Consider the following 20,234-nt stretch of genomic DNA (forward strand, 5'->3'; position numbering starts at 1 on the left):
GTATGCATCATGAGCAACAACAACGATCAACGGATCGACTACGTCGAATTCAACGTGAAAGACATTCAGCGGTCACGCGACTTCTACGGAAAGGCCTTCGGCTGGACCTTCACTGACTACGGCACGCAATATTGCGAGTTCAACGACGGGCGCTTGTCAGGTGGCTTCGCCGCTGGCCCAGCGAGGTCCGGAGGAGGCCCGCTCGTCATTCTCTATGCCGATGATTTGCCGGCAACGGTCAAGCGGGTCGAGGAAGCGGGAGGCACGATCGTCAGGCCGATTTATGGGTTCCCCGGCGGCCGGCGCTTTCATTTCGCGGATCCGGATGGTTACGAGCTAGCGGTTTACACCGAGGACGGCAGCAAGGAATGATCGCGTTCCTCCACCACCTTGGATTGGTTTTGCTCGGCGGCGTCTTTATCTGGGCGGGCGCCGAGCATTTCCTCAGGTTCCGGGCAGTTACAGCGTCCCTGGCCGAGCGGGGCTTTCCTGCTCCCAGGCCTCTTCTCGCGGCCGGATCGGTGCTGGAGATCGCAGGCGGCTTTTGCCTAGCAGCGGGCCTTGGTGGACCCTTTCCCGCCGCGACCTTGGCCGTATTCACCATTGCGGCGTCGTTCATGGCGCTCAACTTCTGGCGCTACAGCGGCGATGAACGCGAAGCGCTTCGTACCGGCTTCACCATCAATGTCGCCGTCTTGGGCGGGTTGATTGTCGCCGCGACCACTAGCCTGTGATCATCGTTTCGAGGCGGCGGGCCACTGGACCACGACAGAGCCATTCCACGACGCTGCGCTGCTTGGGCATTTCGTTGATGGCTTCCGCAAGGCCGATCTTCCGGCGTGACCTCCTAAACGGCCAGCTTTGAACGCGGCGCTCTGTACAAAGCCTGCGTCAGGATCGCGACGATGAATCCCATCCCCTGCGATCCTCCTCTAAGGTCCGGCGCCTTGGCTGTCACGGGTCGCCTTAGGCGCTCACGAATGCCCATGGGGCAATGTGGATGAAGGCAGCGCACCTTGTAAGCATGCAAGTTCACATTTTAGCGGCGTGAGCAGGCGGCCTGTGAAAATCCATGTTCTGATGTCGTTGCCTCCTCGGCACCGTTCCTGCGACCTATTCCTCAAAGCGACCCGTGGCGTCACGATCGCGCTCGTACCGTCTGGTGAGCGGAAACGGCGGCAACCAGGACTCGCGTCGGATGATCCAGCTTTCGTAGGTTGGCATCAGCTGGTCAGGCGCATCCAGGGACCCCAGGTTTACTTCGATTTCGTCTGCGGTGCGTCCGAAAACGGAGGAGCCGCAGCGGGGACAGAAAAACCGCCCGGCGTAGTCGCGCGTTTCGCCGTCGATCGTCACCGCATCCTCAGGAAAAATCGCGGAAGCGTGAAAAAGGGCGCCATGATGCTTGCGGCAGTCAAGACAGTGACAAAGGCCGACCCGGTATGGGCGCCCCGACGCGATAATTCGGACGTTGCCGCACAGGCAACCGCCGGTGAATCGGTCCATGCTGCGTCTCCTCCAATATCAAGCGGCCGGAATGGTTACAACGACCGGCACTGTTGTTGCAATCGCCGCGCCGCGGGCGGGGACGCGTCGTTCTTCCGTGGCGATGACATTGCAGCCGCCTCTCTATGCCTTGCGCGAGCTTGCCGCCGAAAATAGGCTTTGGTTTGTCATACGGAACGAAACGGCGCGTTCCATTGAGCCGCCAACTCGGCGGCCGAGGCGATCTTGACGCCGCAGTCGGCGAGTATGCGTGCGACGGTCGCTACCAGTTCGGCGTTGGACGAGGCTATGCTGCCGTCCGGAAGGAAAAGATTGTTTTCGAAGCCGACCCGGACATGGCCGCCAAGCAACGCGGCGGCGGTCACGCACGCCGCTTCGTTGCGGCCGAAGGCGCAGACGCTCCAATGGTCGAAGCGCGGCATGTTCGCCGCGAGGAATGGCAGGAGATCGGCAGGAACGGACGCCTGTCCCGGCGTGTAGCGGCCCAGCACGTAGAGAACCGGTATGCTTGCCCAGGGGATCAGTCCGCGCTGCTGCATATCCGAAAGCCTGACAGCCTCCTCGGGCGAATAGAGGATGATCTGCGGCGCAACCCCCTCGGTGTGCAGCCAGGCCATGAAGCGCACACAGGCGAGTTCCGATCCGGCATCAGGAACGATCTCGCGAAGCGCCAGCGAGACAGCTTGCGGCTTCACATCTTGTACGACGGCCATCTGTTGGGCCGGCGAATAGATACCGAGCGCTTCGGAGGTGATCTGAATTATCAAGCGGTCGCCGGCAGCACCGCGGATGGCGGCGATCGTCTGGCGGTAGGCGTCGGCGTCGAGCAGATGATTGCCGCTTCTGTCGCGAACATGGACGTGGATCATAGCCGCACCGGCATCGGCGCATTCCGCGGCCGTCCTCGCAAGTTCGGCTGGTGTCAGCGGAATCGCCGGATGGTCGGCCTTGCTGCGACGTCCCCCATTCGGGGCGACGGCTATGGCGATGCGGTCGAGACCATGGGCCGGCTTCATGGGGACGTTCTGTGAGCGACAAGATTCATATGAATCAATCTTTGATCACACTGAAACAGACGTTGCAATCGCTGGGCTGGCGAGCTAGCAATATCCATGGACCAGGGAGAGCTTGCTGGACAGATCGTCACTGCCTTCGACGGCATGTCGGCGCAGCTTCGGTCCGCTGCGCGCTATGTCCTTGACAAGCCGTATGATGTCGCGCTGTTGTCCATGCGCGAGCAGGCCCGGCACGCAGGAGTGCAGCCGGCGACGATGACGCGGCTGGCCCAGCATCTCGGCCTTGATGGCTACGAGGCGGTACGCGATATCTACGCCGCCGCGATCCGGGACGGCGAAATCGGTTTCGCCGGCAAGGCGGGCCTTCAGGTGGCCAGCCAAAAGCTCAAGGGCGACCACGCGCTGGCGGCCGATATTCTGGAGTCGATTTCCAGCCAGCTTTCCCATCTCGCCGAAGGCAGGTCGATCGACCGTCTGGTCGAGACGGCCAGGGCGCTGAGTGCGGCAAGGCGCGTCTATTGCCTCGGCCTGCGCTCGAGCCATGCGGTGGCCTGGCATCTGCATTACATCCTGTCGCTGATCGGCGAGAAGTCGGTGCTGCTGCACGGCATCGGCGGAACCGACGGCGACGCTCTGGCCCATGCGACCAAGGACGACGTGCTGATCGCCGCCAGCGTCCTGCCCTACACGCGCTTCACCATCGAGCTTGTCGAGTATGCTGCCGGCCGCGGCGTACCGGTCATTGCGATCACCGACAGCGGGGTAGCGCCCTTGGCGCTGCTTGCCGATCACCTGGTCGTCGTGCCGACCGGCAGCCCGTCCTTTTTCCACACCATGACGCCAGCTTTCATCGTTGCTGAGATCCTCGGTGCTCTTGTCGCAGGGCAGGCAGGCGAGGGCGCCGTTGAATCGCTGCGACGCTTCGATGAGCAGGGCGCCGCCCTCAAGACCCACCTGAACCAGCGTGCGCCGAAGAAAATGCCCCTGAGGGACCGTCGATGACACACATTCTTCATCGAACCATCCACTCGACGCTGCCGGTCGCCGTTCGCGGCCAAGGCATCGAACTGTTCGATGCCAAGGGCAAGTCCTACATCGACGCATCAGGCGGCGCGGCCGTGTCCTGTCTCGGCCACGGCCATCCCGACGTGATTGCCGCGCTGCACGCCCAGCTTGACCGCATCGCCTACGCCCACACCAGCTTCTTCACCACCGAGGTGGCGGAGCGCTTGGCGGATCGGCTGGTCGAGGACGCGCCGAAAGGCTTGGACCACGTCTATCTGGTCAGCGGCGGCTCGGAGGCGGTCGAGGCCGCGCTCAAGATGGCCAGGCAATATTTTGTCGAGAAAGGCGAGCCGCAACGGCGCCATCTCATCGCACGCCGGCAGAGCTATCACGGCAATACGCTCGGCGCTCTCGCCACCGGCGGCAACGAATGGCGGCGCGCCCAGTTCAGGCCGTTGCTGATCGAGACCCATCATATCGACCCCTGTTACGCCTATCGCTATCAAAAGCATGGCGAAAGCGACGAAGCCTATGCGGCGCGCGCCGCCCAGCAGCTCGAAGACAAGATCCTCGAACTCGGCCCGGACGAGGTCATCGCCTTTGTCGCCGAGCCGGTGGTGGGTGCCACGCTCGGCGCGGTGCCGCCGGTCGCGGACTACTTCAAGCACATTCGCGCGATTTGCGACCGCTACGGCGTGCTGCTCATTCTCGACGAGGTGATGTGCGGCATGGGCCGTACCGGCACGCTGCATGCGTGCGAACAGGACGGCATCGCTCCCGACCTGCTGACCATCGCCAAGGGACTCGGCGGTGGCTACCAGCCGATTGGCGCGGTGCTGCTCGGCCGGCATATCTTCGACGCCTTTGCCCAAGGCTCGGGCTTCTTCCAGCATGGGCATACCTATATGGGCCATCCAACGGCAGCGGCGGCAGGCCTTGCCGTGCAGGAGGTCATCCGGCGCGACCGTCTGCTCGACAATGTCGGCGCAATGGGCGCGCAGCTGGACGAACGCCTGCACCAACGCTTCGATAACCACCATCACGTCGGCGACATTCGCGGGCGGGGTCTGTTCAGGGGAATCGAGCTGGTGGTTGATCGCGCCAGCAAGGAGCCGTTCGATCAGAGGCTTGAACTCAACGCCCGCATCAAGCGCGAAGCAATGGCCCGCGGCCTGATGATTTATCCGATGGCCGGGACGATTGACGGTGTGCGGGGCGTTCATGTGCTTGTGGCGCCGCCTTTCATCATTTCCAAACAGGATATCGATCGGATCGTCGAACGGCTCGGTGAGGCAATCGACGCTGCGATTGCTTCAGCGGCCTGACCCGCACGACGCGGACCGCCTCAAACCAGTTCCAACGCGTCATCGGCGACGGGCCGGGACACCCACCAGAGAGGTAGCAACCATGTACAGTTCAATGAAAACCCTGATCGGCGCGGCGGCCTGCATGCTGCTGGCGCTGCCATCCGTCGCTGCCGAGCAGCGCTTCGTCACGGTCGGCACCGGCGGGGTCACCGGCGTCTACTATGCCGTCGGCGGCGCCATTTGCCGACTGATGAACAAGGACCGGCAGAAAACCGGCATCCGATGCTCGACGGAGTCGACCGGCGGTTCGGTCTTCAACGTCAACTCCATCCAGACGGGCGACCTCGATTTCGGCTTGACCCAATCGGACGTTCAGTACCAGGCCTATGAGGGGACCGGAAATTTCGACGGCAAGCCGTTCAAGGATCTGCGGGCCGTGTTCTCTGTCCATCCCGAGCCGTTTACCGTGCTGGCGCGGCCAGACGCCGGCGTCACCAAATTCGAGGACTTCAAAGGCAAACGCTTCAACGTCGGCAATCCCGGGTCAGGCACCCGCTCGTCCATGGAGGAGTTGCTCAAGCAGATGGGCTGGACGCTCGGCGATTTCTCGCTTGCCGCGGAGCTGAAGGCGGACGAGCAGGGCAGCGCGCTGTGCGACAACAAGATCGACGGTTTCTTCTATGGCGTTGGTCATCCTTCCGCGGCGATCCAGGATCCGACCACGGCCTGTGGTGCCAAACTCATCGCGCTGACCGGTCCGGCAGTGGACGCGCTGCTGGCAGCTCATCCGTACTATTCAGTCGCCACCATCAAGGGCGGCATGTACGCCAACAATCCGGACGACGTGACGACATTCGGCGTCCGCGCGACCGTGGTGACGAATGCCAGCACGCCCGATGAGGTGGTCTACGAACTGGTGAAGTCGGTCTTCGAAAATTTCGACGACTTCAAGAAACTGCATCCGGCTTTCGCCAATCTCGATCCCAAGGAGATGATCAAGACCGGTCTGTCGGCGCCAATGCATCCGGGCGCGGAGCGCTATTACAAGGAGAAGGGGTGGCTCTAGGCCTTCAATGCGAGGCGCCACAGGCGCCTCGCATTGCAAATAATTGTGGGGAACGATGACAGATCAAAGCCAGCGGGCGGCAGGGCCTGACCAACCCGTTATCGACATTGACAAGCTTAGCGAGATCGTCGCCGAGGCCGACACCGGTGGGCGCAAGCCGACCGGCCGCACCGCGAAGCTGATCCTCGGCGTATCGCTGGCATGGTCGCTGTTCCAGCTCTGGTATGCCTCGCCCCTTCCGTTCATGCTCAATTTTGGTGTCGTCAGCGACGGCATCGCCCGCTCCATCCATCTGGCCTTCGCCCTGTTTCTGGCGATGCTGACGTTTCCGGCCTTCAAGACCTCGTCGCGCAGCCGGGTGCCGCTGTCCGACTGGGTGCTAGGCATCGCCGGGGCGGCGTCCGCCCTCTATCTGTTGGTCTTTTACAGCGATATCGCCCATCGGCCGGGTCTTCCTACTACGGCTGACCTGGTCGTCTCGATCGCCGGCGTCCTCATCCTGCTCGAGGCCGCCCGTCGCGCCGTCGGGCCTGCCATCACCGTCATCGCGGCGAGCATGCTGATCTATATCTTTGCCGGGCCTCACCTACCTGGCCTGCTCGGCCATAAGGGCGCGACGTTATCGCGCGCAGCCTCGCAGATGTGGCTGACGTCGGAGGGGGTCTTCGGTGTTGCCCTCGGTGTGTCCACCAACGTCGTCTTCATGTTCGTTCTGTTCGGAACATTGCTGGAGCGCGCCGGCGCCGGCGGCTTTTTCATCCAGCTTGCCTTCTCGCTGCTCGGCAGATACCGCGGCGGTCCGGCCAAGGCCGGTGTCGTGGCTTCCGGCCTGACCGGCATGATTTCCGGGTCGTCGATCGCTAATGTCGTGACCACCGGAACCTTCACCATCCCGCTGATGCGCCGGGTCGGATATTCTGCGGTGAAGGCGGGCGCCATCGAATGCGCGGCCGGCGTCAATGGTCAGCTGATGCCTCCGGTGATGGGCGCCGCCGCGTTCTTGATCGCGGAATATGTCGGCATTTCCTATGCCGAGGTGGTCAAGCACGCCTTCTATCCGGCGCTGCTGACCTACGGCTCGTTGTTCTACATCGTCGATATCGAAGCGATGAAGACCGGGATGAAGGGCCTGCCGTCACGCAGCACGCACTCCGCATTTCAGGGCGCGCTGCGCGGGCTGATGGGCGTATGCGGTTTCATCATCCTCGCAGGGCTTGTCTATTACGGCATTGGCTGGACGAAGATCGTTTTCGGCACGGCCGCGACCTGGATGATCACTGCCGCGCTGATCGCCGTTTACATCGGCCTTGTCGCCTACCGGGCGCGTTATCCCGACCTGCCGCTGGAGGATCTGGAGGGCGAGATCGTCAGGATTCCCCACTTCGGCGAGACGGCACGCACCGGCCTGCATTTTCTGCTGCCTGTGATCCTGCTGATCTGGTGCCTGATGGTGGAGGAGTTGTCGCCCGGCCTGTCGGCATTCTGGGGCGCTGTCGCCCTTATGGCGCTGATCGTCACGCAGCGGCCGCTCACCGCCTTTTTCCGCAAGGACCGCGCGCTGGCGCAGCATTGGCTTCACGGTTTCGACGATCTGGTCGGTGGTCTGTCCGCCGCCGCACGCAACATGACGACGGTCGGCATTGCCACTGCGACGGCCGGCATCATCGTCGGCACGGTTCTGCTCACGGGCATCGGGCTGGTAATGACCGAGCTGGTCGAATTCATCTCGGGCGGCAGCTTCATCGTCATGCTTTTGTTCACCGCGGTGATCTGCATCATTCTCGGCATGGGCATGCCGACCACTGCAAGCTATGTCGTCGTCGCCACCTTGATGGCGCCGGTCATCGTCGATTTGGCGGCGCAGAACGATCTTGCCGTGCCGCTGGTCGCCGTCCACATGTTCGTTTTCTATTTCGGGCTGATGGCGGACGTGACGCCGCCAGTGGGCCTGGCGGCTTATGCAGCTGCGGCAATTTCCGGCGCCGATCCGGTGAAGACCGGCATTCAGGGCTTCAAGTACGAGATCCGTACCGGCCTGCTGCCGTTCATCTTCATCTTCAACACCGGACTGCTGATGATCGATCTCGAAGGTCCGTTCGATTTCGTCGCGATGGTGGTGACATCGACGCTGGCCATGGTCTCGTTTGTAGCAGCGACGCAGAATTGGATGCTCGTGCGCAACCGCTGGTACGAGACGATTGCGTTGCTTGTGGCCTGTTTCATCTTGTTCAGGCCGGGATTGTTGCTCGATCAGATGAGTGAACCGTATCGGGCAGTACCCGCCACCGAACTCAGCCGTATCGTCGACGAGACGGCCGAGGGAGGCGCGGTTCGCTTGCGCCTGACGACACTGAACCTCAACGGCGATGAGATATCGAAGCTGGTTCGGCTGCAGCTCGGGCCTGCAAATTCATCGGCCGAACGCCTGAAGGCTGCGGGCCTGGACGTCAGTGCGCTTGGCGATAGCGTGACGGTCGGCGTGGTGCGACTGGGCAGTCAGGCGGCCAAATTCGGCCTGCAGCCCGGCGACGAGATCAACCAGGTGCTAGTCCCTGCGGAACGGCCATCGCGCTATTGGTTTACCATCCCGGCCCTGTTGTTGGTCGGTCTCGTCTTCTGGGTTCAGAAGCGGCGAAGGAGGACAATCGCTCCGTAAGCGTCTTGTGAGCGGAAGAGTCTTGGCCAGCATGTCAGTAACAAGAGAACCAAACGGCGCCGCGGAACCGGCTAGCGTGGAAATGCGCTTGACGACGCACGACCGCCCCTTCGAACCGGTCGACTACGGGCTTTACGCGCTGACGGTCATTGCCTGGAGCGCATCGTGGTTCGCGATCGAACTTCAGGTCGGCAGCGGCGTGTCGAACGAGGTCAATCTGGTCTGGCGCTTCGCCATCGCCACGCTGCTGATGTTTGCCTGGGCGGGCTTTTCCGGTCGGCGGCTCCGCTTTCCGATCACCGATCATTTGCGCTTTGCTGTGCTCGGCATCCTCATCTTCTCGTCGAACTTCCTGTTTTTCTATTACGGCGCCGGCTATCTCGTCAGCGGCTTGCTCTCGGTCGTCTTCTCGCTCGCCTCGGTCATCAACATGCTGCTCGCTGCCTTGGTCGTCGGCGAGCGCCCGGCGCCGCGCATTCTCGCCGGCGGCCTCATCGGCTTCGCCGGCATAGCGCTGATGTTCTTTCCCGAAATCGCCGCCAACGGGCTTTCCGGCGGCACGTTGGTGGGCCTTCTTCTGTGCCTCTGTGGCACGCTGAGCTTCTGCGCCGGCAATCTCGTCTCCGTCGCAAACCAGCGCCGCGGCCTGCCGCTCGTTTCAACGAGCGCCTGGGGCATGCTTTATGGCACTCTGTGGTCGACGTTCCTGGCCTTCCTGCTTGGTGAGCCGTTCGTGTTCGCGACGACCGCCTCTTATATTGGCTCGCTGGTCTTCCTCGCCGTCATATCGACCGTCGTCGCTTTCGCCGCCTACCTGACGCTGCTCGGACGCATTGGCGGCGCCCGCGCCGGCTATGCGACCGTCATATTTCCCGTCTTTGCGCTTTTGATCTCCACGGCGCTGGAAGGCTATGCCTGGACCGCTTACGCGGTTGCCGGGCTCGCCCTCGTCGCCGCCGGGAACGTCCTGGTCATTCGCGGGGGACGGCGCTGACGCATGGAATGCTTGCGCAATGCCGCCGCGTTCCGGTTGTGCGGGCCGCGGTTCCATCGAGCTTGACTCTCCGCGTCCTCTGTCTAAGCTGCGGTCAATGGGTCAGACCAATGTACCAGGGTTGGCCCGGGAGGGAACTAAACGCACATGCCGATCCAGGCCGTTGAACCACGCCGGCTTTACCGACAGGTCGCCGATCAGCTCAGGCAGCTGATCGATGCCGGCGAGTTTTCCGTCGGCGACCGCCTGCCGACCGAGCGGGATCTGGCCGACCAGCTCGGAATTTCCCGCCCGACAGTCCGTGAAGCGCTGATAGCGCTGGAGGTCGAAGGCCGCATACGCATCCGCGTCGGCTCGGGTATCTACGTCACCGATCCGCCGAGCGCCGCCGCCTCCGAACCCGAAGTCGAGGAAGGCCCGTTCGAGCTGTTGCGCGCGCGCGAATTTGTCGAAGGCGCGATCGCCGCCGAAGCGGCCCTCCATGTCCGGCCTGCAGATATCGAACGGCTCGACGACGTGCTGCGACGGATGGAGGCCATGCGTCACCCCAACAAGATGACCATTGCGCTCGACCGGGAATTTCACACCGCTGTCGCCGGCATTCTCGAGAACGCGGTGCTGGTGCGCTTCATCGGCGAGCTTTTCGACCAGCGCATGAACCCGTACTTCGAACGCCTGTCGATCCATTTCGAGACCAGCGATTCCTGGCAGGTCGCGGCAAAGGAACATCGTGCTGTGCGCGATGCAATTGCCGCGCGCGACCCCGAGCGGGCCAAGGCCGCCATGCAACAGCATCTGCGCCAGTCGCAAATCAGATTCTCACGCAATTTCGATGAGAGAGCCGCGGCCAAGGAGGTTGCGGAATAGCAGTTGGCCGGGGGGAGATCCGGCCGTCAAGTTCAACCAGGGAGGAATTAGATGCTGAGAAAATACGCAGTTCTGCTCGGTGCGATCGCCGCAATTGCCATACCCATGGCGTCGGCCTCGGCGGAAACGGTCCTGAAATGGGCGCATGTCTACGAGACGACGGAGCCCTTCCACACCGAATCCGTGTGGGCGGCCGACGAAATCAAGAAGCGCACCCAGGGCCGCTACGCCATCGACGTCTATCCGGCCTCGCAGCTTGGCAAGGAAGCAGACATCAACCAGGGCCTGATGCTCGGTACCGTCGATATCATCATTTCCGGATCGAGCTTCGCGGCGCGCGAATATCCACCGATCGGCGTCACCTATTTCCCATACACTTTCCGCGATGCCGACCATTTGCTGAAATACACCAAGAGCGACGTCTACAAGGCCCTGACCAAGGGCTATGAGGACAAGACCGGCAATCACATCGCCGCCACCACCTATTACGGGACGCGGCAGACCACCTCGAACCGTCCGATCGCCAAGTGCTCCGACATGCAGGGCCTGAAGATGCGGGTTCCCGACGTGCCGGCCTATCTGGCCATGCCGCGTGCCTGCGGCGCCAACACCGCGCCGATTGCCTTCGCCGAGGTGTATCTGGCCCTGCAGAACGGCACGGTCGAGGCCCAGGAGAATCCGCTGACCACCATCGAGGCGAAGAAATTCTACGAGGTGCAGAAGAACATCGTGCTCACTGGCCATATCGTCGATCATCTCAACACCATCATATCGGCGTCGCGCTGGGCCTCGCTTTCCGACGAAGACAAGAAGATCTTCACCGAGGTGATGCAGGAGGCTGCCGCCCGCGCCACGGCAAAGATCGTCGCCCGCGAAAAGGAACTGGTGCAGGTATTCAAGGACCGCGGCATCAGCGTAACCGATGTCGACCGTGCCGACTTCGAGAAGAATGTGCTGGAGAAGGTCACCTTCGAGGAGTTCGGCTACAACAAGGCCGATTGGGAAGCGATCCGCGCCATCAAGTAGGCCATCGGCAAATCGAATGCTTAATCAAGAGGATAGAGCGGCAATCGGATTTGCTGCTTTAACCTGCTCTTCGGTCCGGCTCCAAATTGCGCCGGACGGCCTTTTCAATCCTTGACGACCCACCAGCTTCGGGAGCCCGCGCCGATGGCCGAGGAACACCACATCGAGATCACCGTCGGAGAGATCGCGCACGCCTTCGAGGAGGTGCCGGTACACGTCGACCTGTCGGACCACGGCATCGAGGACTGGATCACGCTTGCCGTATTCTGGGGCATGGTCGTGTGTGTCTTCCTGCAGTTTTTCACCCGCTATGCGCTGAACAACAGCCTTGCGTGGACCGAGGAGATCGCCATCAACGCGCTCGTCGTCGTCGTTTTTCTGGGCGCCGCCATGTGCGTGCGCCTTTCGCGCCATATCCATGTCGACGTGCTTTACCACTATCTGCCGGAGCGCGTCGGCCGCTGGCTGGCGCTCGCCGTCGATGTTATCCGCATTGCATTCTTCGGCTACGGGTCCTGGCTGATGTGGCGCTACGTCACGATCGTGGCGCATGAGCGCATGGTCACCGTCAACCTGCCGCGGCGCTGGTTTTTCTACGCCGTACTGGCCGGGTTCGTGCTGATGCTACTGCGCTCGATCCAGGTCTTCATCGGCAATTACAGGCGCGGCTATTCGGTGCTCGAGCGTCCTGGCGCGTTCGAGACGGCGGGGGTCTGAGCGATGCTGCTTCTGGTCGGGGGCTTTCTTGTCCTGATGCTCATCGGCGTGCCGGTCGCCGTTTCGATGGCGGCCGCGTCGATCCTTTACCTCGTCATCTACGGCGTCGCGCCCGATATCATCGCGGCCCAGCGCATGATCGCCGGGGTGGAGAGCTTTCCGCTGCTCGCCGTTCCGTTCTTCATCCTGGCCGGCAACCTCATGAACATCGCCGGCGTGACCGGGCGCATCTATTCCTTCGCCCTTGCCCTGGTCGGCTGGATGAAAGGCGGCCTGGCGCAGGTCAACATCATCGGATCGGTGATCTTTTCCGGCATGTCGGGCACCGCTCTCGCCGACGCCGCCGGCATCGGCACCATCGAGATCAAGGCGATGAAGGACCACGGCTATCCTATCGACGCCGCGGTCGGGGTTACCGCCGCTTCCGCCACGCTCGGGCCGATCTTTCCGCCCTCGCTGCCCTTCGTCATCTACGGCATGATGGCCAATGTCTCGATTGGCGCGCTGTTCATGGCCGGCATCCTGCCCGGCGTGGTCATGACCGTGCTGATGATGATCACGGTCGCCATCTTCGCCTACAGGCGCGGCTGGGGCTCCGACACATCCTTCGAGCTTCGGCGGCTGGCCGAAGCTGCGGGCGAGGTGCTGGTGGTGGCTGCCTTTCCGATTGGCTGCTATGTGCTGGTGCAGCTTGGCCTGTCGATCAATATCGCGGTCGGCATAGCGCTGCTGGTGCTGATCGTGGCGGACTGGTATTTCGATTTCTCCGCGGTCATGGCGCTGATGACGCCGGTTATCCTGATCGGCGGCATGACGATGGGCTGGTTCACGCCGACCGAGGCGGCGATGGCGGCTGTGATCTGGTCGCTTTTCCTCGGGCTGGTGCGCTACCGCACGATGACGCTGCGTTTGCTTGCCAAGGCCAGCTTTGACACGATCGAGACGACCGCCTCGGTGCTTTTCATCGTCACCGCCGCATCGATCTTCGCCTGGCTGCTCACCGTCAGCCAGGCAGCACAGCTGTTCTCGAACTTCATTTTCGCGCTCACCGAAAACAAGTGGGTCTTCCTGATCCTGGTCAACATCCTGATGCTGGTGGTCGGCTGCTTCCTCGATACGATCGCCGCGATCACGATTCTGGTGCCGATCCTGCTGCCGGTCGCCGCCGTCTACGGCATCAACCCTGTGCATTTCGGGCTGATCATGACGCTCAACCTGATGATCGGGCTTTTGCACCCGCCGCTCGGCATGGTGCTCTTTGTGTTGTCGCGCGTTGCCAAGCTCTCGGTTGAGCGCACCACCATGGCGATCCTGCCGTGGCTGGTGCCGCTTATCGTGGCGCTGCTTCTGATCACCTTCATACCCGCCATCACGCTTTGGCTGCCGACCGAGATGGGCTTGATCCGGTGAGTGGCCAGGCGATTGCCGCGACGCTGTTCGGCCCGCAGGACCTGCGCGTCGTGGAGCGTCCGCTTGAACCGCTGGCACCAGGTATGGTGCGGGTGCGCTTTGGGGCAGGGGGCATCTGCGGCTCCGACCTGCATTATTTCCGCCATGCCCGTACCGGCGACTTCGTCGTCACTTCGCCGCTTGTCCTCGGCCACGAAATCTCAGGCGAAATCGTCGAGATCAACGGCGCCGCGCCCGGCCTCGGCATCGGCGACCATGTCGCGGTCAATCCGTCGCGCTGGTGCGGGCGTTGCGCGCGATGCCTGGAAGGCCGCGCCAATCTCTGCGAGAACATCTATTTCATGGGCTCGGCATCGAAGACGCCGCATATGCAGGGCGGATTCGCCAGTCTGTTCGACGCCACGCCCGCGCAATGTTTCAAGGTTCCATCTGACGTGGCCTACCAGGCGGCCGCACTTGCCGAGCCGTTGGCGGTCAGTCTGCACGCCGTCGCGCGGGTGGGCGACGTCAGGGGCCGCAACGTCGTCCTGTTCGGTGCCGGCCCCATCGGTCTCTTGACCATGCTCGCGGCCAGGCTTGCCGGCTGCGCTGAACTGACCGTCGTCGATATCGCCGCCGCGCCGCTCGCCTTCGCCCGCCGGCTTGGCGCCGACAGGACGATCGACCTTTCCGGCGGCGACGCCGAACTCCAGGCGCTTGCTGCCGGGGATTCGCTTGATGTCGCGTTCGAGATTTCAGGCACTGCCGCCGGCCTTGCCGCGGCGATCGCCAGTGTCCGGCGCGGCGGCACGGTGGTCCAGGTCGGCAATCTTCCCGGTGGCCACATCCCGCTGCCTGCCAATGCAGTAATGGCCAAGGAGATCGACCTCAAAGGCACATTCCGCTTCGGCACGGAGTTCGGCCGGGCGGTCGATCTCATCGTGTCGGGGGAGGTGGACGTCCTGAAGCTGATGACAGCGGAGCGCACGCTTTCTTGCGCCACCGATGCCTTCCGACTTGCCGCCGACCGTTCACAGAGTGTCAAGGTCGTGCTGACCGCGGACTGAATCGTGGTTCTTGCCAGATCGTTAGCAGCCATAACTCATTGCGAACGGACGAAACTCAGAACGTGCTCGACGTATATGCTCCCACCCAGGTCTCCGGTTAAACTCGGGAGCAATACCCGGCAGCTTGCTGTCAAAATTGTTGGCAGCAAATCCGCTCGCGATTAAAGCCCCTTCGTCGCGAGATTTCGTTCAGTTCGGCCATTCCTCGTCCTCCCAATCGCGCGCTGCGTGGATCACCCGCAAAATTGAAATGCTTTCTCGGGCGCCCTTGGCGGTCACGGCATAAGCGATGATGTAGGGCAGGCGACTCACAGGTTTTTCATAGGTGCCGGATACACGGCCGGGTCGCCCGGTTGCCATTTCCCCAAGCGCGGCCCCTGCGTCCAGAATCCGGTCTGCTACCAGGCGCGCAGCGCGCGGATTATCCTGCGATATAGCCGATCTGTTCCTTGATGTCGTCCAGCTCACCGCGAGACCACTGAACGGCTCGCGTCACACCTTGCGGCCCGTGCCGGCATCAATCGCGGCATAAATTTCTGCTATAGCCTTATCATGAGACACGATGCGCCCAGCTTCGACATCAGCAAGGCCGCGCTTGATACCTTCAATGATTTTCAAGCTCGCGATCGACATACGCTGCGACGGCTTCACCTGCGAGGAACGACTTGCTACGCCGGGTGTCGGTTGCGATCCGGTCGAGCTTTTCCTTTACATCGGGACTGACGCGAATTGTCATAGTGGTGCTAGCGGCCATAGCGGTGTCCTGTGTTGATCTGTGTACACCTTAGCACAGAGCGCCGCGCTGGTTCATTATCCCCTGACCGCCGAGCCGACGATCGAATCCACAAAGAAGCGCTGCAGCAAGACGAAGAGCACCAGTGGCGGGAGCACGGCAAGCGTCGCGCCAGCCATCACCAGTCCCGTGTTGAGAGCGCCTCGATTGTAGCTGAGCAGGCGACTAAGGCTGATGACGATCGGATATTCGTGTGCATTGCCCTGTAGAACGGTCAGCGGCCAGAGATAGCTATTCCAGTGATAGACGAAGGCAAACAGCGCCAGTGCTGCGATTGCCGGCGCCAGACTGAATCGAGGATGCGCAAAGTCCCTGTTTTTTGCGAGGCAATCGGCGCTTCACTGTGCAGGTACAAATAGAATGTGCGACCGTGCTGGCTTCCCAGCATCAGGATAGAGCATACGCCTGGAACCTTCATAGCCCGATGCCGCGCTTCTTTCCCAGGTTCCAATCCACGCCCCCCATATCCGAGCACACGACCCCGATGACTTGATTACCCAATCGCTTTTCGAGCGACGGCGACCAGGGCACGAGCTTGAATTCGAGTCCATTGTCGATCATCGCGAGCCGGCCTGAAGCCAGCGAGAAACGCCGCCGGTAAATCCCAGCCACATGATCGCCGTTGGCAGCCTTCGTGAACGAGAGGCCCGTCTGGGCGGCGAGGCGGGCACCGAGCGATTCCACCTCATGATCGTGTAAAGTATCGATCAGATTGCGCACAAGAATGACGCGCTGTCCCTCGCGCCTGGCCAGATCGCGGCTGACAAGGTGGTCGACCCGATCTTGCAGTGCCTGTCTTACGTCCCTACCAAAGCCGCCGTCACCGAATTCGGCAGGCTCGCGTGCAACGAGTTGGCGATCGAGCCAAGTCGCGCCGGAAGCATGGACCTGCTGTTCGATTGACAGGTCGGAGCGGACCGCGAGCGTGACCCGGCCACCGCCATTTGCACTCGCATCGCGGCACAACTCCACGACCGAGCCCGGGTCGGAGTCTCCGGCCGCATCAGGGTCATGGAAGCGAATGTGGTGCGTGCGTCCATCAATGCCATCGACGATGGCATAGGCCGCGCCGCGCCGTTCGTCATAAAGGCCGCGTTCGAGCAGTCGGCCGATCACGGGCGCATCAATCCTTTCGGCGGCTAGCACATAGTCGGCCGTCCCTTTTTCTAGCCCATGCACAGTGAGGCTGCGGTGCATGCGCTTGATGATGTCGCCGCGTTCACCGAGGGCGCGCAAAGTGGGCTCGGCCTGTTCGACCACTATCCACTGGCCGGGACGGATCTCGTTCGCGAGGCCCAGGCTTTCCAGTTGCCGCAGCCGGCCGACTTTGAGCCCCAGGAACTCGTCGGGCCGGCGATCAGGATGTGGCGCGAGATCAATGATACCATGACGGTCGGCGTCACGAACAAGCTGGCGATCGAGCTGCGTCCAGCGCTCAGTGTCGACCTGGCGCTCGATGGCCCGGCGGATGTCGAGGTCCATGCGGAGCCCAAGCGTCTGGGTGAGAATGTCGCTCGCCCGATCGCGCATGCCCTGGCGGATGTAGTCCCGCGAGATGACAAGGCTCTCGCCATCGTCGGCAACGCCGCGAACGAGGATGTGAACGTGCGGATGTTCGGTGTTCCAGTGATCGACGGCTATCCAGTCGAGCCTCGTGCCGAGGTCGCGCGCCATGTCGGCCATCAGGTCACAAGCGAAGTTCTTGAGGTCGCCGAGCTCCATTGCATCGTCTGGCGAAACGATGAAACGGAAGTGATGCCGATCATCCTTGCAGCGGTCGCAGAAGGCGTCATGATCTGCATCTTTGGTGTCGGGACCGAACATCCTCGCCTTCTCACCATCACGTGTAACACCTTCGCGGCGAAGATATTTGAGATGGGTGGCGAGTGGCCCAGACCCTCTGAACTGCCGTACCACACGGGTCTTGACGACGGCGCCGCGTGACCGGTCAGAGATGAGGCGACTGGCGCGGATGCTCGCTGACCTGCCGCGGCCAAACGTTGAAGCTCGCGGGGAGGTGATCCGACCCTCGCGTGTAAGGTGACCGCCGGCGCGCTGTGTGGCCGCAAGAGCCTGGAAGATGAAGGGTCGTGCGCGCTGGCCGGCGCGGGAGCGGATGCGACCAGGGCGGACGCGAAAGCTATCGTCACGCTTCATGCTAGACGGCCACGAGGTGCGGTTTCCATTGAAACACTGAAAAATTGGGAATAGCGCACATCGCTGATTGTGCCAGCACATTGCGAAATGAGACGAAAATTGTAAGGAAAACAATCGGCCGAACCGAGCCGCACCTCGCGGCCCTTTATCCTGCCAATCTCTCTGTTCTCATCCACAGCCAACCCTTCCGCCGGAATTTCCGCGACGGAACAGGCCGGAATGCAATTGAGGAGGAACGTGGCGATCATTGCGATATGGCTAAAGAGGGCTGAGCGAATAGGCCGGAACCGGCGTGGTTCGATTGGAAATCGGTTTCACCCGGCTGTGGCTCGATCGCGGTCAGGTCCGCAGCAGGATTGCCCATTGGCGACCGCATTGCAGACGAATGAATCGCCGCAAAGATCGTCTCGGCATAACCATTGCCATCCGATGCAGCGGCGTTCCGAATGTCATGGGGATGCGGAAAGATCGTTGCACGGAGTGAGCTGGCTCTGCCCCTTCCGTGCCGCGCGCGCCGCGGAGTGAGAACTGCACCATCGAGCAGCGGCGCAAGTTTCCTGACGTAGTCGACCGTCTCGCGTGGCAGCGGACGGCCGGTTAAGAGATGTTCCGTGTACCGACCAGGACCGGCATTGTAAGCGGCAAGAAAGCCGCTGCGCCCGAAGCTGTCGAGCATTTCGCGAAGATATGCTGCACCTGCAAGAATGTTGTCACGCGGTTGATACGGATCGTCACCGAGACGGTATTTGATGCGCAGTTCTTGCCACGTCGCCGGCATGATCTGCATCAAGCCCATTGCGCCCTTGCTTGAAAGCGCACGAACATCGCCGACGCTCTCAACATGCATGACGCCGCGCAGCAACTGCTCTGGAATGGCGAAGCGTTTTGACGCTTCCCGGATATGCCGCGACCACGGGCCAGCCGACAAGATCGTCGACTCGGAGTGCGCCGGCCGTTCACCAGCAGAGGAAGCCGCTGCACCAGTTTCGGGCGCCACGAAGCCGAGCATCACACATGCGGCAAACGTCGTCATGCCTCTGTGGGCTGCGTCCCGCAGACCGCAGAACCGATGCGCCGCCAGCCTGCGACGGTGTTCGCTTCCGTTAAGGGCAGGGGCTCGCCAATCGAACCGGCTTTGCCAAAATTGTGATGAAATCGGCGTCCGCAGCCACAAGCAAGTGTCCGGCCCCCTCTGGGCTGCCTCGCGGGCGGTCGGGTCGAAGGGTTTGACCGGCGCGCAATGGATCAAAAGGGTTGGCGAGAAAGATTCGTCGAAGGGCTCCAGAAGCATCTGTTCAGCCTCGCCCGTCGCGCTTCGATGATCGGTTCCAGTGCAGGCTCCAGACGCTGTTCTCTGCATCGGACCGAAACAGCTTGGCGCGGATCGGCTGCGTAAAGGACGGGTCGTCAATTGAGACGGAGAGGTAATCCCCAGCCTTGTCTCCGGCGCGGTCCCAAGCCGCACCGATCGCCATCCCTTCGCAATAGATCAGATGGTCGGGCGCGTTTTCGGTTTTGGATTTCTCGGCAGGCAGGATGGCAATCTTCGCCTCGATTGTTAGCGTGGAGAGATTGCCGAAGAAGCCGTCATCATTGCGCGTGAAGGTTCCGATCTGGGTCATTGCAGTGCTCCTTTCTGAGTGTTAGTGCGCGTCGAGCCGAGCCCTCACGGCTCGCTAGCGAGGGGATCGTTGGTGATATCCAGTACCGGAGTGGTGCGCTCCGTGGTCCAGACTGGAACCGCGCGGCCAACTATCGATGAGAGCGGGAGCGGGCCGAAATAGCGGCTGTCAAAACTGTCGGCTGCACCCGGGTTCATAAGGAAGACGTCGGCCTCGGCAACGTCGCGGCAGCCCTGCCAGATGGGCAGGGATCGACCACGACTGTCACGCTCGCGCGCATGTCCATACGTCTTGCCGTTGACGATGATCATTGTGCCTTGGCGACAGACGGTTGCGCCCCCGAGTGCCAAAACATGCTTGAGGAGCGGCACATTTTTCGGCAGATAGCCGCGTCTTGCCATGAAGGCCGCCAATGGCTCGGGCGGCATGATGACGGCGATATTGGCAATACCGATTTTGTCGGCCGGCTGGACGCGATAGAGCCCGACGGGGATGCTCGCCGATGCGTTCCAGATGGACAGCGGCGGATGGCTAATCCATGCCGGCGCCGCGGCGAGCACTGCGCCGCCAACCATGGTGGCGATGATCTTTGTGCGTTTGCTCATGACTCGATCCCGGGGCGCAGCAGGAAAGCTTTACGACGCTTGCCGGTGTATGGACTCGGCTGCTCGCGTGCGGCTATCCGGCTGTGGACGTGCCGCCGTTGACGCGGCGACATGAAGGTCAGGATTTGCTGCTGTTTCGCCGCTACCAAGCGGCGCGGTTGCAATCTCCTGGCTTGCGCGTGGATGGTTTGCGACGCAGCCCAGACCAGGATGGCAGCGTTCCAAATCGTTCCCATGCCGTGCACACTTGCCGCCTCAACGCAGGTCGATTCTTCGCCCGCATGAGGGTGGATCGGTGTCAGGCGGCGGGATTTCACCAATAAGACGAGCTGCCGCGCCACGACGTCCCGCGTGCCGCGTGGAGGGAAGCCGGTTGAGGGGACATAAGACAGCGCAAATTGCTGCTGAACGGTCTCGCGATACTGCATTTTCGGTGCGCCA

Annotated in this window: 20 protein-coding genes and 2 pseudogenes; 12 read left to right on the forward strand and 10 right to left on the reverse strand. The window is 62.1% G+C overall.

Annotation, left to right across the window (positions count from 1 at the left end; genetic code table 11):
- Nucleotides 1-6 precede the first annotated feature (6 nt).
- Entirely contained in the window at nucleotides 7-372 is a 366-nt protein-coding gene (locus tag NKI41_RS19825; protein WP_352470699.1) for a VOC family protein, read from the forward strand.
- Complete coding sequence (locus NKI41_RS19830) at nucleotides 369-734, forward strand: DoxX family protein (RefSeq protein WP_352470562.1); 366 nt, start codon at nucleotides 369-371, stop codon at nucleotides 732-734. Before NKI41_RS19825 ends, NKI41_RS19830 begins: the two co-directional genes overlap by 4 nt.
- Nucleotides 735-1,113: 379 nt before the next feature.
- Here NKI41_RS19830 and NKI41_RS19835 read toward each other — a convergent pair whose 3' ends face one another.
- Nucleotides 1,114-1,506: a GFA family protein gene (locus tag NKI41_RS19835; RefSeq protein ID WP_352684671.1), complete on the reverse strand. Its 393-nt coding sequence runs from the start codon at nucleotides 1,504-1,506 to the stop codon at nucleotides 1,114-1,116.
- A gap of 167 nt (nucleotides 1,507-1,673) precedes the next feature.
- The gene (locus NKI41_RS19840) at nucleotides 1,674-2,522 is read right to left on the reverse strand and encodes a beta-keto acid cleavage family enzyme (RefSeq protein WP_352684673.1); all 849 of its coding nucleotides are present in this window, start codon (nucleotides 2,520-2,522) and stop codon (nucleotides 1,674-1,676) included.
- A gap of 96 nt (nucleotides 2,523-2,618) precedes the next feature.
- Between NKI41_RS19840 and NKI41_RS19845 the strand changes: the two genes are divergently transcribed.
- From NKI41_RS19845 to NKI41_RS19890, 10 genes are all read left to right on the forward strand, one after another.
- Entirely contained in the window at nucleotides 2,619-3,524 is a 906-nt protein-coding gene (locus NKI41_RS19845; protein WP_352684675.1) for a MurR/RpiR family transcriptional regulator, read from the forward strand.
- Nucleotides 3,521-4,852, forward strand: coding sequence for an aspartate aminotransferase family protein (locus NKI41_RS19850; protein ID WP_352684678.1), 1,332 nt, complete (start codon nucleotides 3,521-3,523; stop codon nucleotides 4,850-4,852). Before NKI41_RS19845 ends, NKI41_RS19850 begins: the two co-directional genes overlap by 4 nt.
- Before the next feature lie 94 nt (nucleotides 4,853-4,946).
- Complete coding sequence (locus tag NKI41_RS19855) at nucleotides 4,947-5,900, forward strand: TAXI family TRAP transporter solute-binding subunit (RefSeq protein WP_352684703.1); 954 nt, start codon at nucleotides 4,947-4,949, stop codon at nucleotides 5,898-5,900.
- Between the two features lie 55 nt (nucleotides 5,901-5,955).
- Nucleotides 5,956-8,556, forward strand: coding sequence for a TRAP transporter permease (locus NKI41_RS19860; RefSeq protein ID WP_352540080.1), 2,601 nt, complete (start codon nucleotides 5,956-5,958; stop codon nucleotides 8,554-8,556).
- Between the two features lie 82 nt (nucleotides 8,557-8,638).
- On the forward strand, nucleotides 8,639-9,550 hold the full coding sequence (locus tag NKI41_RS19865; RefSeq protein ID WP_352502598.1) for a DMT family transporter: 912 nt from the start codon (nucleotides 8,639-8,641) through the stop codon (nucleotides 9,548-9,550).
- A 147-nt stretch (nucleotides 9,551-9,697) separates the two neighbouring features.
- A complete protein-coding gene (locus NKI41_RS19870; protein WP_352470556.1) occupies nucleotides 9,698-10,417 on the forward strand; it encodes a FadR/GntR family transcriptional regulator in 720 nt (239 codons plus the stop codon).
- Between the two features lie 51 nt (nucleotides 10,418-10,468).
- On the forward strand, nucleotides 10,469-11,443 hold the full coding sequence (locus tag NKI41_RS19875; RefSeq protein WP_023717039.1) for a sialic acid TRAP transporter substrate-binding protein SiaP: 975 nt from the start codon (nucleotides 10,469-10,471) through the stop codon (nucleotides 11,441-11,443).
- 144 nt (nucleotides 11,444-11,587) lie between these two features.
- Nucleotides 11,588-12,160, forward strand: a complete 573-nt coding sequence (locus NKI41_RS19880) for a TRAP transporter small permease (protein ID WP_352470555.1) — start codon at nucleotides 11,588-11,590, stop codon at nucleotides 12,158-12,160.
- Nucleotides 12,161-12,163: 3 nt separating this feature from the next.
- The gene (locus NKI41_RS19885; RefSeq protein WP_352455844.1) at nucleotides 12,164-13,570 is read left to right on the forward strand and encodes a TRAP transporter large permease; all 1,407 of its coding nucleotides are present in this window, start codon (nucleotides 12,164-12,166) and stop codon (nucleotides 13,568-13,570) included.
- Complete coding sequence (locus NKI41_RS19890) at nucleotides 13,567-14,616, forward strand: L-idonate 5-dehydrogenase (protein WP_352470554.1); 1,050 nt, start codon at nucleotides 13,567-13,569, stop codon at nucleotides 14,614-14,616. The genes NKI41_RS19885 and NKI41_RS19890 overlap by 4 nt, the downstream gene beginning before the upstream one ends.
- A gap of 189 nt (nucleotides 14,617-14,805) precedes the next feature.
- On the opposite strand, the pseudogene NKI41_RS19895 reads toward NKI41_RS19890, so the two are convergent.
- The 8 genes and pseudogenes from NKI41_RS19895 to NKI41_RS19930 form a co-directional block, all read right to left on the reverse strand.
- A pseudogene (locus NKI41_RS19895) lies at nucleotides 14,806-15,112 on the reverse strand (type II toxin-antitoxin system RelE/ParE family toxin).
- Nucleotides 15,109-15,370: pseudogene (locus NKI41_RS19900) on the reverse strand (CopG family ribbon-helix-helix protein). The pseudogenes NKI41_RS19895 and NKI41_RS19900 overlap by 4 nt, the downstream one beginning before the upstream one ends.
- A gap of 453 nt (nucleotides 15,371-15,823) precedes the next feature.
- Nucleotides 15,824-17,566 carry a relaxase/mobilization nuclease domain-containing protein gene (locus tag NKI41_RS19905; protein WP_352684686.1) on the reverse strand — a complete coding sequence of 581 codons (1,743 nt, stop codon included), beginning with the start codon at nucleotides 17,564-17,566 and terminating at the stop codon, nucleotides 15,824-15,826.
- Complete coding sequence (locus NKI41_RS19910) at nucleotides 17,563-17,814, reverse strand: hypothetical protein (RefSeq protein WP_352470551.1); 252 nt, start codon at nucleotides 17,812-17,814, stop codon at nucleotides 17,563-17,565. The genes NKI41_RS19905 and NKI41_RS19910 overlap by 4 nt, the downstream gene beginning before the upstream one ends.
- Complete coding sequence (locus NKI41_RS19915) at nucleotides 17,811-18,599, reverse strand: lytic transglycosylase domain-containing protein (RefSeq protein WP_352684688.1); 789 nt, start codon at nucleotides 18,597-18,599, stop codon at nucleotides 17,811-17,813. The genes NKI41_RS19910 and NKI41_RS19915 overlap by 4 nt, the downstream gene beginning before the upstream one ends.
- A gap of 262 nt (nucleotides 18,600-18,861) precedes the next feature.
- Nucleotides 18,862-19,188 carry a DUF736 domain-containing protein gene (locus tag NKI41_RS19920; protein ID WP_352470549.1) on the reverse strand — a complete coding sequence of 109 codons (327 nt, stop codon included), beginning with the start codon at nucleotides 19,186-19,188 and terminating at the stop codon, nucleotides 18,862-18,864.
- A 44-nt stretch (nucleotides 19,189-19,232) separates the two neighbouring features.
- The gene (locus NKI41_RS19925) at nucleotides 19,233-19,793 is read right to left on the reverse strand and encodes a S26 family signal peptidase (protein ID WP_352470548.1); all 561 of its coding nucleotides are present in this window, start codon (nucleotides 19,791-19,793) and stop codon (nucleotides 19,233-19,235) included.
- Entirely contained in the window at nucleotides 19,790-20,221 is a 432-nt protein-coding gene (locus NKI41_RS19930) for a replication initiator protein A (RefSeq protein ID WP_352470547.1), read from the reverse strand. Before NKI41_RS19930 ends, NKI41_RS19925 begins: the two co-directional genes overlap by 4 nt.
- Nucleotides 20,222-20,234 lie beyond the last annotated feature (13 nt).

This window comes from Mesorhizobium sp. M0601, from assembly GCF_040320845.1.
Lineage (GTDB): Bacteria > Pseudomonadota > Alphaproteobacteria > Rhizobiales > Rhizobiaceae > Mesorhizobium.

What these genes read in the sequence shown, in the direction of transcription:
- NKI41_RS19830 (WP_352470562.1), top strand. Translation starts at nt 369, where the DNA reads ATGATCGCGTTCCTCCACCACCTTGGATTGGTTTTGCTCGGCGGCGTC.
- NKI41_RS19835 (WP_352684671.1), bottom strand. Translation starts at nt 1,506, where the DNA reads ATGGACCGATTCACCGGCGGTTGCCTGTGCGGCAACGTCCGAATTATC.
- NKI41_RS19840 (WP_352684673.1), bottom strand. Translation starts at nt 2,522, where the DNA reads ATGAAGCCGGCCCATGGTCTCGACCGCATCGCCATAGCCGTCGCCCCG.
- NKI41_RS19845 (WP_352684675.1), top strand. Translation starts at nt 2,619, where the DNA reads ATGGACCAGGGAGAGCTTGCTGGACAGATCGTCACTGCCTTCGACGGC.
- NKI41_RS19850 (WP_352684678.1), top strand. Translation starts at nt 3,521, where the DNA reads ATGACACACATTCTTCATCGAACCATCCACTCGACGCTGCCGGTCGCC.
- NKI41_RS19855 (WP_352684703.1), top strand. Translation starts at nt 4,947, where the DNA reads ATGAAAACCCTGATCGGCGCGGCGGCCTGCATGCTGCTGGCGCTGCCA.
- NKI41_RS19860 (WP_352540080.1), top strand. Translation starts at nt 5,956, where the DNA reads ATGACAGATCAAAGCCAGCGGGCGGCAGGGCCTGACCAACCCGTTATC.
- NKI41_RS19865 (WP_352502598.1), top strand. Translation starts at nt 8,639, where the DNA reads ATGCGCTTGACGACGCACGACCGCCCCTTCGAACCGGTCGACTACGGG.
- NKI41_RS19870 (WP_352470556.1), top strand. Translation starts at nt 9,698, where the DNA reads ATGCCGATCCAGGCCGTTGAACCACGCCGGCTTTACCGACAGGTCGCC.
- NKI41_RS19875 (WP_023717039.1), top strand. Translation starts at nt 10,469, where the DNA reads ATGCTGAGAAAATACGCAGTTCTGCTCGGTGCGATCGCCGCAATTGCC.
- NKI41_RS19880 (WP_352470555.1), top strand. Translation starts at nt 11,588, where the DNA reads ATGGCCGAGGAACACCACATCGAGATCACCGTCGGAGAGATCGCGCAC.
- NKI41_RS19885 (WP_352455844.1), top strand. Translation starts at nt 12,164, where the DNA reads ATGCTGCTTCTGGTCGGGGGCTTTCTTGTCCTGATGCTCATCGGCGTG.
- NKI41_RS19905 (WP_352684686.1), bottom strand. Translation starts at nt 17,566, where the DNA reads ATGAAGCGTGACGATAGCTTTCGCGTCCGCCCTGGTCGCATCCGCTCC.
- NKI41_RS19910 (WP_352470551.1), bottom strand. Translation starts at nt 17,814, where the DNA reads ATGATCGCCACGTTCCTCCTCAATTGCATTCCGGCCTGTTCCGTCGCG.
- NKI41_RS19915 (WP_352684688.1), bottom strand. Translation starts at nt 18,599, where the DNA reads ATGACGACGTTTGCCGCATGTGTGATGCTCGGCTTCGTGGCGCCCGAA.
- NKI41_RS19920 (WP_352470549.1), bottom strand. Translation starts at nt 19,188, where the DNA reads ATGACCCAGATCGGAACCTTCACGCGCAATGATGACGGCTTCTTCGGC.
- NKI41_RS19925 (WP_352470548.1), bottom strand. Translation starts at nt 19,793, where the DNA reads ATGAGCAAACGCACAAAGATCATCGCCACCATGGTTGGCGGCGCAGTG.
- NKI41_RS19930 (WP_352470547.1), bottom strand. Translation starts at nt 20,221, where the DNA reads ATGCAGTATCGCGAGACCGTTCAGCAGCAATTTGCGCTGTCTTATGTC.